Source organism: Pseudomonas sp. URMO17WK12:I9 (assembly GCF_900230165.1).
GTDB classification, from domain to species: Bacteria; Pseudomonadota; Gammaproteobacteria; order Pseudomonadales; family Pseudomonadaceae; genus Aquipseudomonas; species Aquipseudomonas fulva.
Genome location: NZ_OCMQ01000007.1, coordinates 84,484 through 99,239 on the forward strand (window position 1 = coordinate 84,484; position 14,756 = coordinate 99,239).

Annotated in this window: 10 protein-coding genes; 6 read left to right on the top strand and 4 right to left on the bottom strand. The window is 62.2% G+C overall.

Annotation, left to right across the window (positions count from 1 at the left end):
- Positions 1–4 precede the first annotated feature (4 nt).
- The 4 genes from garD to CRP40_RS15205 all read right to left on the bottom strand — a co-directional run bounded on the left by garD (position 5) and on the right by CRP40_RS15205 (position 5,108).
- The gene (gene garD / locus CRP40_RS15190; RefSeq protein ID WP_027914857.1) at positions 5–1,558 is read right to left on the bottom strand and encodes a galactarate dehydratase; all 1,554 of its coding nucleotides are present in this window, start codon (positions 1,556–1,558) and stop codon (positions 5–7) included.
- A gap of 76 nt (positions 1,559–1,634) precedes the next feature.
- On the bottom strand, positions 1,635–2,999 hold the full coding sequence (locus tag CRP40_RS15195) for an MFS transporter (RefSeq protein WP_027914858.1): 1,365 nt from the start codon (positions 2,997–2,999) through the stop codon (positions 1,635–1,637).
- Between the two features lie 102 nt (positions 3,000–3,101).
- Entirely contained in the window at positions 3,102–4,013 is a 912-nt protein-coding gene (kdgD, locus tag CRP40_RS15200; protein WP_027914859.1) for a 5-dehydro-4-deoxyglucarate dehydratase, read from the bottom strand.
- A gap of 285 nt (positions 4,014–4,298) precedes the next feature.
- Positions 4,299–5,108, bottom strand: a complete 810-nt coding sequence (locus tag CRP40_RS15205; RefSeq protein WP_027914860.1) for a type 1 glutamine amidotransferase — start codon at positions 5,106–5,108, stop codon at positions 4,299–4,301.
- 428 nt (positions 5,109–5,536) lie between these two features.
- On the opposite strand from CRP40_RS15205, the gene CRP40_RS15210 reads away from it, so the two are divergent.
- From CRP40_RS15210 to CRP40_RS15235, 6 genes are all read left to right on the top strand, one after another.
- Positions 5,537–6,562, top strand: a complete 1,026-nt coding sequence (locus CRP40_RS15210; RefSeq protein ID WP_027914861.1) for an Ldh family oxidoreductase — start codon at positions 5,537–5,539, stop codon at positions 6,560–6,562.
- 147 nt (positions 6,563–6,709) lie between these two features.
- A complete protein-coding gene (locus tag CRP40_RS15215; protein WP_027914862.1) occupies positions 6,710–7,906 on the top strand; it encodes an amino acid aminotransferase in 1,197 nt (398 codons plus the stop codon).
- A 312-nt stretch (positions 7,907–8,218) separates the two neighbouring features.
- The gene (locus CRP40_RS15220) at positions 8,219–9,499 is read left to right on the top strand and encodes a serine/threonine transporter (protein WP_027914863.1); all 1,281 of its coding nucleotides are present in this window, start codon (positions 8,219–8,221) and stop codon (positions 9,497–9,499) included.
- A 153-nt stretch (positions 9,500–9,652) separates the two neighbouring features.
- Positions 9,653–10,153 carry a thiol peroxidase gene (gene tpx / locus CRP40_RS15225; protein ID WP_027914864.1) on the top strand — a complete coding sequence of 167 codons (501 nt, stop codon included), beginning with the start codon at positions 9,653–9,655 and terminating at the stop codon, positions 10,151–10,153.
- 218 nt (positions 10,154–10,371) lie between these two features.
- A complete protein-coding gene (locus CRP40_RS15230) occupies positions 10,372–11,646 on the top strand; it encodes an MdtA/MuxA family multidrug efflux RND transporter periplasmic adaptor subunit (protein WP_027914865.1) in 1,275 nt (424 codons plus the stop codon).
- Positions 11,643–14,738, top strand: a complete 3,096-nt coding sequence (locus CRP40_RS15235; protein ID WP_027914866.1) for an MdtB/MuxB family multidrug efflux RND transporter permease subunit — start codon at positions 11,643–11,645, stop codon at positions 14,736–14,738. The genes CRP40_RS15230 and CRP40_RS15235 overlap by 4 nt, the downstream gene beginning before the upstream one ends.
- Positions 14,739–14,756: the final 18 nt, after the last annotated feature.

A 14,756-nucleotide genomic window follows, 5' to 3' on the forward strand; every position in this document is an offset into this window, starting at 1 on the left:
AGGATCAGGTAATGGGTGCGGGATTGAACAGGGTGATGTCGTTGTGCAGGCGGTGTTGCTCAGCCCAGGTGTGCTTGCGCCCGCTGGCCACGTCCAGGTAATAATGGAACAGCTCCCAGCCCAGCGCTTCGATGGTGCTGCGGCCCGTGGCGATGCGCCCGGCGTCGATGTCGATCAGGTCCGGCCAGCGCTGCGCCAGCTCGGTGCGGGTGCATACCTTCACCACCGGCGCCATTGCCAGGCCGTATGGCGTACCTCGGCCGGTGGTGAACACATGCAGGTTCATCCCGGCGGCCAGTTGCAGGGTGCCGCAGACGAAGTCGCTGGCAGGTGTGGCACAGAAGATGAGCCCCTTGCCATTCACCCGTTCCCCCGGCCCGAGCACACCTTGAATGGCGCCGCTGCCGGACTTGACGATTGAGCCCAATGCTTTCTCGACAATGTTCGACAAACCGCCTTTCTTGTTGCCTGGGGTGGTGTTGGCGCTGCGGTCGGCAGCGCCCTGGTGCAGGTAGCGGTCGTACCAGTCCATTTCGCGTACCAGCGCATCGGCCACCTGCGGATCCTGTGCGCGGGAGGTGAGCATGTAGATGGCGTCGCGTACCTCGGTCACTTCCGAGAACAGCACTGTTGCACCGGCCCGCACGAGCAAGTCTGCCGCGTAGCCAAGCGCCGGGTTGGCGGTGATGCCGGAGAAGGCATCGCTGCCGCCGCACTGCATGCCCAGGATCAGCTCACTGGCCGGCACAGTCTCGCGCCTGCGCTTGTCGAGTTTTTTCAGGCGGGTTTCGGCCAGGGCCATGATCTGCTCGATCATTTCCGTGAAGCCCAGGCTTGCGTCCTGCAGACGGTACAGCCAGGGCTCGCTGAGGTCGACCGACAGGTCGTCTTCGTGCATCACTTGGCTGGCCTGCAGCTTTTCACAGCCCAGGCTGATGACCAGCGCTTCGCCACCCAGGTTAGGGTTGCGCGCCAGGTTGCGCACGGTACGGATGGGGATATAGGCATCGCAGGCATTGATGGCCACGCCGCAGCCGTAGCTGTGAGTGAGGGCCACCACATCGTCAACATTCGGATAGCGCGGCAGCAGCTCATTGCGAATGCGCTTGACGGCATGCTCCAGCACCCCGGTGACGCATTGCACGGTGGTAGTGATACCCAGGATGTTGCGGGTGCCGACCGTACCGTCGGCATTGCGGTAGCCTTCGAAGGTATGACCCAGCAGCGGCGGTTTCGGCTGGGGAACTGCATCGCAGCGTGGCAAATCGTCCAGCTCGGGTGGGGCGGGCATGGCCAGCTGACCCTCCTGCACCCAGCTGCCTTGGCGCAGGTCCTCCAGGGCATAGCCGATCACCTGTCCATAGCGCCGTACCGCTTGGCCCTTGGCGATGGGCACGGTGGCCACCTTGTGGCTCTGGGGCACGTCTTCTACCAAGGTAAGCCCATCGGCGAACCGGGCCCCTTCGCCCAGGCCGCCGTCGTTGACCACTACCACCACATTGTCATCATCGTGAAGACGGATATAGCGCGGCGATTCGGAATGTTCGATCAGCTGCATGTTCGGGCCCTATTGTTCAGGTTCTCAGGCTTTTTTTACGTGCGTGCGCACTGGCGGGCAGTGCGCACGTGCTCATTCAATGACGCGGGCTGGCAAGCTGGGCATCCGCCACAGGCGCTGGTTTGGGCTCAGGCGTCTCATCGCGCAGCTCGATGCGCTTGATCGGACCGACGATCACCAGATAGCTCAGTACTGCCACCAGCGCATTGGCGCCCACATAGACCAGCGCCCACTTGAACGAGCCGGTGGCGCTGATGATGTAGCCGATCACGATAGGGGTTGTGATCGAGGCGATGTTGCCGAAGGTATTGAACAACCCGCCGGACAGGCCTGCGATCTGCTTGGGCGAGGTGTCGGCCACCACTGCCCAGCCCAACGCACCAATGCCTTTGCCGAAGAACGCGAGGGTCATGAAGCCTACTACCATCCATTCGGCATCGACGTAGTTGCAGAACACCATGGTGGTGGACAACATCAGGCCGCACACGATTGGCAGTTTGCGCGAGAAGGTCAGCGAATTGCCGCGGCGCAGCAACCAGTCCGAGATCACGCCGCCCAGTACCCCACCGATGAAGCCACAGATAGCCGGCAGCGAAGCGATGAACCCTGCCTTGAGGATGGTCATGCCCCGTTCCTGCACCAGGTACACCGGGAACCAGGTCAGGAAGAAGTAGGTGATGGCGTTGATGCAGTACTGGCCAAGGTACACACCCAGGAGCATGCGGCTGGTCAGCAATTGCTTGATGTAGCCCCACTTGGGCCCGTCGTTGCCGCGCTTGTGGTCCATGTCCACCAAGCCGCCGTTTTGCTCGATGTGTTCAAGCTCGGCGGGGCTGATCCGCGGGTGCTGGCGGGGGTTGTAGATGGTCTTGAGCCATACCATCGAAAAGAGGATGCCCAGCACGCCCATGACCACGAACACATGCTCCCAACCGAAACTGAACACGATCCAGCCCATCAGGGGCGCGAACAGGGCGGTGGCGAAATACTGCGCCGAGTTGAAGATCGCCGAGGCCGTGCCTCGCTCCTGGGTCGGAAACCAGGCGGCGACGATCCGGGCGTTGCCGGGGAACGACGGCGCTTCGGCAAAGCCGACCAGAAAACGCAGGGTGAACAAAGTGACGACTGCCCAGGCCACCGGCAGGCCGCCGACGAAGCCTTGCAGCAAGGTGAACAGTGACCAGGTGAAGATGCTGAATGCATAGACGTTTTTTGAGCCGAAGCGATCCAGCAACCATCCGCCGGGAATCTGTCCGGCCACATAGGCCCAGCCGAAGGCCGAGAAGATGTAGCCCAGGGTGACGGCGTCGATCCCCAGGTCTTTTTGCAGGCTCGACCCTGCGATGGCGATGGTTGCGCGGTCGGCGTAGTTGATCGTGGTCACCACGAACAGCATGAACAGGATCAGGTAGCGCACATGCGTTTTCTTCGTCGCTTGCATGCTGGTAGTACTCCCACTAGTTATTGTTGTGCGGGGTCTTCGAATTGTGCCGGAGTAGGGCGGGCCCACTCCGGGGGCGGCGCTGGCAGGCGCCGCGAGGGTTTACTGCGGCCCCATCTTGTCCATCAGGGCGGCAAGCATTTCATACTCCTCGGGGTTCAGGTCGGTCAGCGGTGCACGAACCGGGCCTGCGTCATGGCCGGCAATGCGGGCACCCGCCTTGACGATGCTGACGGCGTAACCGGCCTTGCGGTTACGAATTTCTAGGTAGGGCAGGAAGAAGTCGTCGATCAACTTGGCTACGGTGGCGTGATCGTCCCGGGCAATGGCGTGGTAGAAGTCCATGGCCGTCTTGGGGATGAAGTTGAATACCGCCGATGAATACACCGGCACACCCAGCGCTTTGTACGCTGCAGCATAGACTTCGGCAGTCGGCAGCCCGCCCAGGTAACTGAAACGCTCACCCAGGCGGCGACGGATCGACACCATCAGTTCAATGTCACCCAGACCGTCCTTGTAGCCGATCAGGTTCGGGCAACGCTCGGCCAGCTGTTCGAGCAAGGTGGCATTGAGGCGACAGACGTTGCGGTTATAGACCACTACGCCGATGTTGACCGACTTGCACACGGCCTCTACATGGGCAGCGACGCCATCCTGGCTGGCTTCGGTGAGGTAGTGCGGTAGCAACAGAAGGCCCTTGGCCCCCAGGCGCTCGGCTTGCTGCGCATACTCGATGGCCTGGCGGGTTGCACCCCCTACGCCCGCCAGGATAGGTACCGACGTGGCGCATGTGTCCACCGCTGTCTTGATGACCTGGCTGTATTCGCTGGCAGCCAGGGAGAAGAACTCGCCCGTACCCCCGGCGGCGAACAGCGCACTCGCGCCGTATGGGGCCAACCATTCCAGGCGTTTGATGTAGCCAGCCTGATTGAAATCGCCCTGCGCAGTGAAGTCGGTGACAGGAAATGACAGCAAGCCGTGGGAGAGGATGGATTTCAGTTCTTGTGGGTTCATTGTTATAGGCATCCAGACACTTGGGTGGGAGCGGTGCGGTTTGTATGAGGTAAGTTATCGTACAACCTAGCTCAAGAACAGTCCCCTCTGGATTTTTTTTCGGTCTGGGTGATGAGGGATTGCATTGATGGCGCGCTATGGATGGATGGTGAAGCGCAGAAAGCGGCCTTAGACAGTTGTGTCTGCTGTCGGGTCATCGTATCTCTGGGATGGGCAGTCGCTTTACAAACGAATGAGGCGGCCTTGCGCCGCCCCATGCTTAATTACTCGCCTGTGTGCGGGTGATCAGGCCGCCTGTTGAGGCTTGCCCTGTGCCTTGCGAACCTGCGCTCGGCACGCATCGCCAAAGGCCTGGAAGAGCTTGATCGAGTCAGGATTCTTGGCAGCTTGCCACTCCGGGTGCCATTGAACGGCAAACAGGAAAGACGAAAGGCCCGGGGCATGGATGGCCTCGACCAACCCGTCTTCGGCGTGGGCAATGGCTTCGATGCCCTTGCCCAGGTTGCGCAAGCCTTGGCCATGCAGGGAGTTGACGCGAATTTCGTCCGTGCCAAGGGTGTCGCGCAGCCAGCTGCCGGGCTTGATCTTCACGCTGTGAGCCTGAGCGTACTGCACCTCGACAGGGTCTTCGGGGTTTTCACGGTGATCATTGAAACCAGGCTCGGCGTACACCTTCTGGTAGATGTCCCCGCCCAGCGCCACGTTGATTTCCTGCATGCCCCGACACACGCCGAAGATGGGCAGGCCGCGCTTGATCGCCGCCTTGACCAGCGGAATGTCGAACAGGTCACGGTTCCTGTCCTGGCCTTTGCCTGGGGTTTCGTTCTCCTGGCCGTACAGCGCTGGGTCGATGTTGCTGCCCGCGCCCGTCAGGTACACGCCGTCGGCCATGTCCAAGTAGGTCTCCAGTGCCTCGATGCCACAGCAGGTGGGCACCAGGACCGGGACGCAATCGGCGAAATCGACCAGCGGGGTGATGTATTTGTGGGTCATGACCTGGTAGTCATGGCCTTTGCGCTCTTGGGTGCCCATGGTCATCAGAACGATGGGTTTGCGCAGGGAAGGTTGCTTGTTGCCAATGTTGCTGTTGGACATATGTCACCTTGGGACAGGTTGAACCTGTCGTTGTTGTGCAGGTGCACGGCGCGCGGCGCTGGTGCAACCTGAGGCCCCGAGCACTGCCGACTCGTCGGCGTCGACGATGCCGGTCGGGACTTGGTGTTAGATTGCCAGAGCCGTTCGATATGTCAAACGACCGCAGCAGGCCCCTGGCCCCCAATCATGGGGCCTGGCGGGCTGCAAGGCAGTGGCGGCGCGGGTTTGGCTGGGGCGATGGTCAATAATACTTAACGACGCAGTCGACTCATTGCAGCGGCGCAATGTTCCAGCGGTTCCAGGGGTTACGTGTTGATGTTTGGCAGGTGACTTGACCGTATCACGTGGCCCTGCCAGCAGGCGTGGGTTAGTCTTCCGAGCTGTTGCGGTGCAGCACATCCCTCCATGATCAGAAGAAGGATATTTTGATGGCCATCCCTAGCAGCGAGCCCGTCACCCATGTTCCCTTTGCTGAGCTCAAAGCCCTGCTTGAGTCGATCTTCGAACGTCATGGCTGTACGCCGGCAGTTGCTCGGGTACTGGCCGCCAACTGTGCCAGCGCCGAGCGTGATGGCGCGCATAGCCATGGCGTGTTCCGCATGCCTGGCTACGTGTCGACCTTGGCCAGCGGTTGGGTGGATGGCAAGGCTACTCCCGAGGTCAGTGATCTGGCGGCCGGTTATATCAGTGTCGATGCACGGGGTGGTTTTGCGCAGCCCGCATTGGCGGCTGCCCGGGACGTGTTGGTGGCCAAGGCACGCGCCGCTGGGATCGCAGTGCTGGCCATCCACAATTCCCATCATTTCGCCGCATTGTGGCCGGATGTGGAGCCGTTCGCCGAACAGGGCCTGGTTGCCCTGAGCGTGGTCAACAGCATGACATGCGTCGTACCGCACGGTGCGCGCAAGCCGGTGTTCGGGACCAACCCGATCGCCTTCGCTGCGCCTTGCGAAGGGCATCCACCCATCGTGTTCGACATGGCCACCAGTGCGATGGCACATGGCGATGTGCAACTGGCTGCCCGTGCCGGGGAGCCCGTGGCCCTGGGGGTGGGCGTGGACGGTCAGGGCCAGGTGACTCAGGACCCGGCCAAGATCCTGGACGGCGGTGCTCTGCTTCCGTTCGGCGAGCACAAGGGCTCAGCCTTGTCGATGATGGTGGAATTGTTGGCGGCAGCACTCACGGGTGGGCATTTTTCGTGGGAGTTCGACTGGTCTGGCCATCCCGGGGCCAAGACGCCGTGGACCGGGCAGTTGCTGATCGTCATCGATCCACAGATCGCACAAGGGCAACGGTTCGCCCAGCGCAGCCGCCTGCTACTCGAGCAGATGGAGGCGGCCGGCGTCAGTCGCATGCCAGGTGCCCGGCGGCACCTGGAGCGTGAACGGGCGCAGCGCGAAGGGGTGGCAATCGGCATCAGTACCCTGCAGGCGCTGCGCGATCTGCTCATCTGATCGCCGCAGGGCAGGGTAGGCGGCCCTTACCCGATCATGCAGGGTTGCATATACCCCTTGCACGATAGTTGGTGCCCATTCTCAGCCAGTACGGGTATGCTCTTGGCTGCCTTTTTGACTCGTCCTGATCCCAAGGAGCTGCACGCTGTGTTCAAACATGTCGAAGCCTACGCCGGCGACCCGATCCTCTCGTTGATGGAAACCTTCAAGGCCGATCCACGCGCCGACAAGGTCAACCTGAGCATCGGCCTTTACTACGACGAAGCCGGAGTAGTGCCGCAGCTCGCTGCAGTGGATGCAGTGGAAAAGCGCATCGCAGGTCAGGATCACGATGCTTCGCTGTACCTGCCCATGGAAGGCCTTGCCAGCTACCGTCAGGCCATCCAGGCCTTGCTGTTCGGGGCCGACCACCCGGCGGTTGCCGACGGTCGCGTGGCAACGGTGCAGACCGTCGGTGGTTCCGGAGCCCTGAAGGTCGGTGCCGACTTCCTGAAACGTTATTTCCCGCAGGCGCAAGTCTGGGTCAGCAACCCCACCTGGGACAACCATCGCGCCATCTTCGAGGGTGCGGGCTTCACGGTGAACACCTACCCGTACTTCGACCAGGCCACCCGTGGCGTGGACTTCGAAGGTATGCTTGCCACGTTGCACACCTTGCCTGCCAACAGTGTAGTGCTGCTGCACCCCTGCTGCCACAACCCGACAGGTGCCGATCTGGACCAGGGCCAGTGGCAGCAGGTGGTGGAGGTGGTCAAGGCCCGTCAGTTGATCGCCTTCCTGGACATCGCCTACCAAGGCTTTGCTCAAGGGCTGGTCGAAGACGTGTTCGCCATCCGCGAAATGGCCAGCGCAGGCGTGCCGTGCCTGGTCAGCAACTCGTTCTCCAAGATCTTCTCCCTGTATGGGGAGCGTGTGGGCGGCCTGTCGGTGGTCTGCGACGATGCGGCCACGGCGCAGAGCGTGCTTGGCCAACTCAAGGCCACCGTGCGCCGTAACTATTCCAGCCCACCCAACTTCGGTGCCCAACTGGTCGCAGGCGTGCTCAACGATCCCGTCCTCAATGCCCAGTGGGCTGCGGAAGTGGAAGTCATGCGCACTCGCATTCTGGACATGCGCCAAGCGCTAGTCGATGCGCTGGGCGTGTTGCTGCCGGGGCGTGATTTCCAGTTCCTGCTGCGTCAGCGGGGCATGTTCAGTTACACAGGCTTCAGCGTGGAGCAGGTGCGCCGCTTGCGAGATGAGTTTGGCGTCTACCTGATCGACAGTGGGCGCGTGTGCATGTCAGGCCTGCGGCCGGCAAACCTGCAGCGTGTTGCCGAGGCATTCGCGGCTGTGCATCAGTAAGCGCCCACGCTTAACGTTATGCAACGACGATGGCCGAGGCCGCCCTGCGGCTTCGGCCATCGTCATTCTTTATTCGTGTCCTGCCCGCAAGGACGCCTGTGCCAGTCAAGACCTTCTGCACGCCGAGCGTGCTGAGCAGCCCGGCTGCACCTACCGCTTGTACAGACAAGTGCAACCGCCCCTCCGAAAAAGGCTTCGCAAGTGCAACCTTTCCGTGCACAATCGCGCCCCTCTTTTTCCGGTTGAGTAGGGCGCAGCCAACGCTTCGTCATTCTCAGCCTGTTGCAGTCTTGCGAGTGGAGCGTCACCCGGATGAATGAGCAGGCCTCAAGCGTAGAACAGCGTTACGAAGAAACGACCGCCGGTACCCTCGGCAAATGGTCCCGTCAGGACACCACCTGGATGCTCGGCCTGTTTGGCACCGCCATTGGCGCAGGTACGCTTTTCCTGCCGATCAATGCCGGGCTTGGCGGGTTCTGGCCATTGCTGGTGCTGGCGGCGCTGGCTTTCCCGATGACGTACTACGCCCACCGCGGGTTGACCCGGTTCGTGCTCTCGGGGCGCGAAGGGGCAGACATCACCGACGTGGTCGAACAACACTTCGGCATCAAGGCAGGCGCCGTGATCACGGTCCTGTACTTCTTCGCCATCTTCCCCATCCTGCTCATTTACAGCGTGGCCCTGACTAATACGGTCAGCAGTTTCATGGAGCACCAGTTGCACATGGCGCCTCCACCCCGTGCACTGCTGTCGTTCGTGCTGATCCTGGGCCTGCTTGCAATCGTACGCTGCGGCGAACAGGCCACCGTCAAGGTCATGAGCCTGTTGGTCTATCCGTTCATCGTGGCCCTGGCGCTGCTGGGCCTGTACCTGGTTCCGCACTGGACCGGCGGCATTCTCGACAGCGTCCACACCGTGCCCAGCGGTTCGGCCTTCCTGCACACGGTATGGCTGGCCATCCCGGTGATGGTGTTCTCGTTCAACCATTCACCCATCATCTCGGCCTTCGCGGTCGACCAGAAACGCCGCTATGGCGATCATGCAGACGCCCGCAGCGGCCAGATTCTGGCGCGTGCGCACCTGCTGATGGTGGCCATGGTGCTGTTCTTCGTCTTCAGTTGCGTGCTGACCCTCGACAGCACGCAGTTGGCCGAAGCCAAGGCGCAGAACCTGTCGATCCTGTCGTACCTGGCCAACCATTTCAGCAACCCGACCATCGCCTTCGCCGCGCCCTTGATCGCCTTCGTCGCCATCGCCAAGTCATTCCTGGGCCACTACATCGGCGCCAGCGAGGGTCTCAAGGGCATCATCGCCAAGACCGGCGCGCGCCCGGGTGCCAAGGCCCTGGACCGCGTGGTGGCGGCGCTGATGCTGGTGGTGTGCTGGATCGTTGCCACGCTCAACCCCAGCATCCTGGGCATGATCGAGTCTCTCGGCGGCCCGATCATCGCGGTATTGCTGTTCCTGATGCCCATGTATGCCATCCGCCGCGTGCCGGCAATGCGCAAGTACAGCGGGGCGCTGTCGAACGTGTTCGTCACCGTGATCGGCCTGGTCGCCCTGACTTCGGTCGTCTACGGCCTGTTGGCTTAAGCGCCCAGCTGCAGGCCCGCCCCGGTGCTCGGTACGTGCGCCGGGGCGGGCCAATGCTTCACCGCCAACAAATTCACGTTGCCCCATAGGCACATGCTGGCCTTCATGGTTAACTCTTGATCCTTTTCCCAACCCAAGATCAAGGATTTTGTCATGGCTCAAGTGACTCTCAAAGGCAACCCCGTCCAAGTCAATGGCTCGCTGCCACAGGTCGGTGCTCAGGCGCCGGCGTTCTCCCTGGTAGGCGAGGGGCTGGCCGACAAGTCGCTCAATGACTTCGCCGGCAAGCGCAAGGTGCTGAACATCTTCCCAAGTGTCGATACGCCTACCTGCGCCACGTCTGTGCGCAAGTTCAATGCCCAGGCCAACGAGCTGGCCAACACCGTCGTACTGTGCGTTTCCGCCGACCTGCCATTCGCCCAGGCTCGCTTCTGCGGTGCCGAAGGCCTGGAAAACGTCAAGAACCTCTCCACCTTGCGTGGCCGTGAGTTCCTTGAGCAGTACGGTGTTGCCATCGCCGACGGCCCATTGGCAGGCCTGGCTGCCCGCGCCGTCGTGGTACTGGACGAGCACGACAAGGTGCTGCACAGCGAGCTGGTCGCTGAAATCGCCGACGAGCCCAACTACGACGCCGCCCTTGCCGCGTTGAAGTGACGGCGCCGGGCAGGGATCGAACCTTCCTCCTGCCCATTGCTCCAAGCTATACCCTGTAACGGCCCGGAACGCTTTTCCGGGCCGTTTTCGTTTAAAGTTCAGGGTCTTGGCAACGTCAGGCAAAGGTAAACCTCTGGTAAAGGCGCTTTGCTTGGCTGTCGACAGTGCTTATCGTTCACCCTCCTGAATCGTCAATCCGAACAAGGTTCGTTCAACCCATGCAAGCGCCTACATCCCGTTCTCCCCGTCGCTGGCTCGTTATGCTGCTGATCGTGCTGCTGGTTGCAGTGCTGGCCTGGTGGCTATGGCCTGCCACGCCAGCCACCGACCAGGCTGCTGGGGGGCAGGGTGGCAAGAGCGGGCGGCCCGGTTTCGGAGGGTCTACCGACCCTGTCCCGGTCAGGGTGGAACCTGCACGGGTGGGCGACTTCCCGCTTTACTACAAGGCGCTTGGCACCGTGACCGCGACCAATACCGTGAATGTGCGCAGCCGTGTAGGGGGGGAGTTGGTCAAGGTGCACTTCAAGGAAGGCCAGCAAGTAAAGGCCGGTGACCTGCTTGCTGAAATCGACCCACGTGCCTACCGTATTGCCCTGCAGCAGGCCGAGGGCACCCTGGCCCAGAACCAGGCGCAACTGAAGAATGCCCAGGTCGACGTCGCTCGCTACAAAGGGCTGTACGCCGAGGACAGTATCGCCAAGCAAACCCTGGACACTGCGCAGGCGCAGGTGGCGCAATTCCAGGGGCTGGTCAAGACCAACCAGGCGCAGGTCAACGATGCGCGCCTGAACCTCGAATTCACCCAGATTCGCGCGCCCATCAGCGGCCGTGTCGGCCTGCGCCAGCTCGACCTGGGCAATTTGGTGGCCGCCAACGACACCACCGCCCTGGTGGTGATCACCCAGACAGAGCCGATCAACGTGGCGTTCACACTGCCAGAAACCGAACTGGGCACCGTTCTTGAGCGCTATCGCACCGGGGCCAGCCTGCCCGTGGAGGCGTGGGATCGAGGCGACAGCAAGCTGCAGGCCACTGGCGTGCTGGGCAGTATCGACAACCAGATCGACACTGCCACTGGCACCCTCAAGTTCAAGGGCCGCTTCGAGAACAAGGACCTGGCCCTGTTCCCCAACCAGTTCGTAAACGTGCGCCTGCTTGCCGATACGCTCAAGCAGGTGGTGCTGGCGCCAGCCGCCGCCATCCAGTTCGGGAACGACGGGACGTTCGCCTACGTGGTCAACGGCGAAAATACCGTCAACGTGCGCAAGCTGAAAGTCGGCCCCAGCGACGGTGAGAACAGCGTGATCCTCGAAGGCCTGGCGGCCGGTGATCGCCTGGTGCTCGAAGGCACCGACCGTCTGCGCGAAGGCACCAAGGTGGACGTGGTCGATGACAGCTCCCAGGTGCCCACCACGCCCGGCCAGCATTTGCAGGGCCAAGAAAGCAGTGCCCCGGGCCAGGCCGACAGCACCGCAGGCAAGGCGGGCGCATGAACCTCTCGCGCCTGTTCATCCTGCGGCCAGTCGCAACGACCTTGACCATGCTGGCCTTGGTACTGGCCGGTCTGATTGCCTACCGCATGCTGCCTGTCGCCGCGCTGCCGCAGGTGGATTACCCCACGATTCGGGTCATGACCCTGTATCCCGGTGCAAGCCCCCAGGTCATGACCAGTGCCGTTACCGCGCCACTCGAACGTCAGTTCGGCCAGATGCCCGGCCTTGAACAGATGGCGTCGACCAGTTCCGGTGGCGCGTCGGTGCTGACCCTGCGCTTCAACCTGGACATGAACATGGATGTGGCCGAGCAGCAGGTGCAGGCTGCAATCAACGCCGCCAGCAACCTGCTGCCCAGCGATCTTCCGGCGCCTCCTGTCTACAACAAGGTCAACCCGGCCGATACGCCAGTGCTGACGCTCGCCATCTCCAGCAAGACCATGCCGCTGCCCAAGCTCAACGACCTGGTCGACACCCGCGTGGCACAGAAGCTGGCGCAGACCAGCGGGGTGGGCATGGTCAGCATCGCCGGGGGCCAGCGCCAGGCCGTGCGCATCAAGGTCAACGTGGATGCGCTGGCAGCCAACGGGCTCAACCTGGAGGATGTCCGCACACTCATCGGGGCCTCCAACGTCAATCAGCCAAAAGGCAATTTCGATGGTCCTACCCGCGTCTCGATGCTCGACGCCAATGACCAGCTGCGCTCGCCCGAGGAATACGCCAACCTCATCCTGGCCTACAACAACGGCGCTCCGCTGCGTTTGAAGGATGTGGCGGAAATCGTCGACGGCGCGGAAAACGAGCGGCTGGCGGCCTGGGCCAACCAGAACCATGCCGTGCTCCTGAACATCCAGCGTCAGCCAGGTGCCAACGTCATCGAGGTGGTGGACCGCATCAAGGACATGCTGCCCTCGATCACCGACAACCTGCCCGCGGGCCTGGACGTGTCCGTGCTCACTGACCGTACCCAGACCATCCGTGCCGCCGTGCGCGACGTTCAGCATGAACTGCTGATCGCCATCGCCCTGGTGGTGATGGTCACCTTCCTGTTCCTGCGGCGGTTCAGCGCCACGATCATTCCTTCGATTGCCGTGCCGCTGTCATTGGTCGGTACCTTCGCCGTCATGTACCTGGCAGGGTTTTCCATCAACAACCTCACCCTGATGGCGCTGACCATCGCCACCGGTTTCGTGGTGGACGATGCGATCGTGATGCTGGAGAACATTTCCCGGCACATCGAGGAGGGCGAAACGCCTATGCAGGCGGCGCTCAAAGGCGCCAGGCAGATTGGCTTTACCTTGATCTCGCTGACCTTCTCGCTGATCGCCGTGCTGATCCCGCTGTTGTTCATGGCCGATGTGGTAGGGCGCCTGTTCCGGGAGTTCGCCATCACCCTGGCGGTGGCCATCCTGATTTCCCTGGTGGTCTCGCTGACCCTCACGCCGATGATGTGTGCCCGCCTGCTAAAGCGTGAACCCACCCCTGACGAGCAAGGCCGCTTCTACCGCGCCAGCGGCGCCTGGATCGACTGGCTGATCAAGCACTACGCCAGCGCCCTGCAATGGGTACTCAAGCGCCAGCCCCTGACCCTGCTGGTGGCGGTGGCTAGCCTGGCGTTGACGGTACTGCTGTACATGGTGGTGCCCAAGGGGTTCTTCCCGGTCCAGGACACGGGCGTCATTCAGGGTATCTCCGAAGCGCCCCAGTCCACCTCGTTTGCGGCCATGAGCGAGCGCCAGCAGGCCCTGAGCCGCGTTATTCTGCAAGACCCTGCCGTGCAGAGCCTCTCATCCTACATTGGCGTGGACGGCGACAACGCCACGCTCAACAGCGGCCGCATGCTCATCAACCTCAAGCCTCATGGCGAGCGCGATGTCACTGCAACCGATGTCATCAAGCGCCTGCAACCCCAGCTCGACAAGCTGGTGGGCATCCGCCTGTTCATGCAGCCGGTGCAGGATTTGAGCATCGAGGACCGGGTCAGCCGCACGCAGTACCAGTTCACGCTGTCATCGCCCGATGCCGAGCTGCTGGGGCAGTGGAGTGGCAAGCTGGTCCAGGCCCTGAACCTGCGCCCCGAGCTTGCCGATGTGGCCAGTGACCTGCAGGAGAATGGCTTGCAGGTGTACCTGGTGATCGACCGGGACATGGCCAGTCGGCTAGGCATCAGCGTATCGCAGATCACCAACGCGCTTTACGATGCCTTCGGCCAAAGGCAGATATCGACCATCTATACCCAGGCCAGCCAATACCGGGTGGTGCTGCAATCGCGAGACGCGGCCGTGATCGGGCCCCAGGCACTGGAGTCGATCCACGTCAAGGCCAGTGATGGCGGGCAAGTGCGACTGTCCGCGCTGGCGCGCATCGAGCAGCGCCAGGCGCAGCTGGCCATTTCCCACATCGGTCAGTTCCCGGCGGTCACCTTGTCATTCAACTTGGGGCAGGGCGCGTCGCTGGGCAAGGCCGTGCAAGTGATTGAGCAGGTTCAGCAGGACATCGGCATGCCGTTGGGTATCCAGACCCGTTTCCAGGGCGCGGCGCAGGCGTTCCAGGCATCGCTGTCCAGCACCTTGCTGCTGATTCTCGCGGCGGTGGTGACCATGTACATCGTGCTGGGTGTGCTCTATGAGAGCTATATCCATCCGGTAACCATCCTCTCGACGCTGCCTTCGGCTGCCGTGGGTGCGTTGCTGGCGCTACTGATCAGTGGCAATGACCTGGGCATGATCGCCATCATCGGCATCATCCTGTTGATCGGCATCGTCAAGAAAAACGCCATCATGATGATCGACTTCGCGCTCGAAGCCGAGCGTCACCAAGGCATGAGTCCGCGCGATGCCATCTACCAGGCCGCGCTGCTGCGATTCCGACCGATCCTCATGACCACGCTGGCGGCCCTGTTCGGTGCAGTGCCGTTGATGCTGGCCACCGGGTCCGGCGCCGAACTGCGCCAACCCCTGGGCCTGGTGATGGTGGGCGGGCTGCTGGTGAGCCAGGTGCTGACACTGTTCACCACGCCGGTCATATACCTGTATTTCGACCGGTTGGGCCGTCGCTTCGGCAAGCGCGACCTGGCGCAGGAGCCGGTATGAGTACGTGCAGCGCGTTCC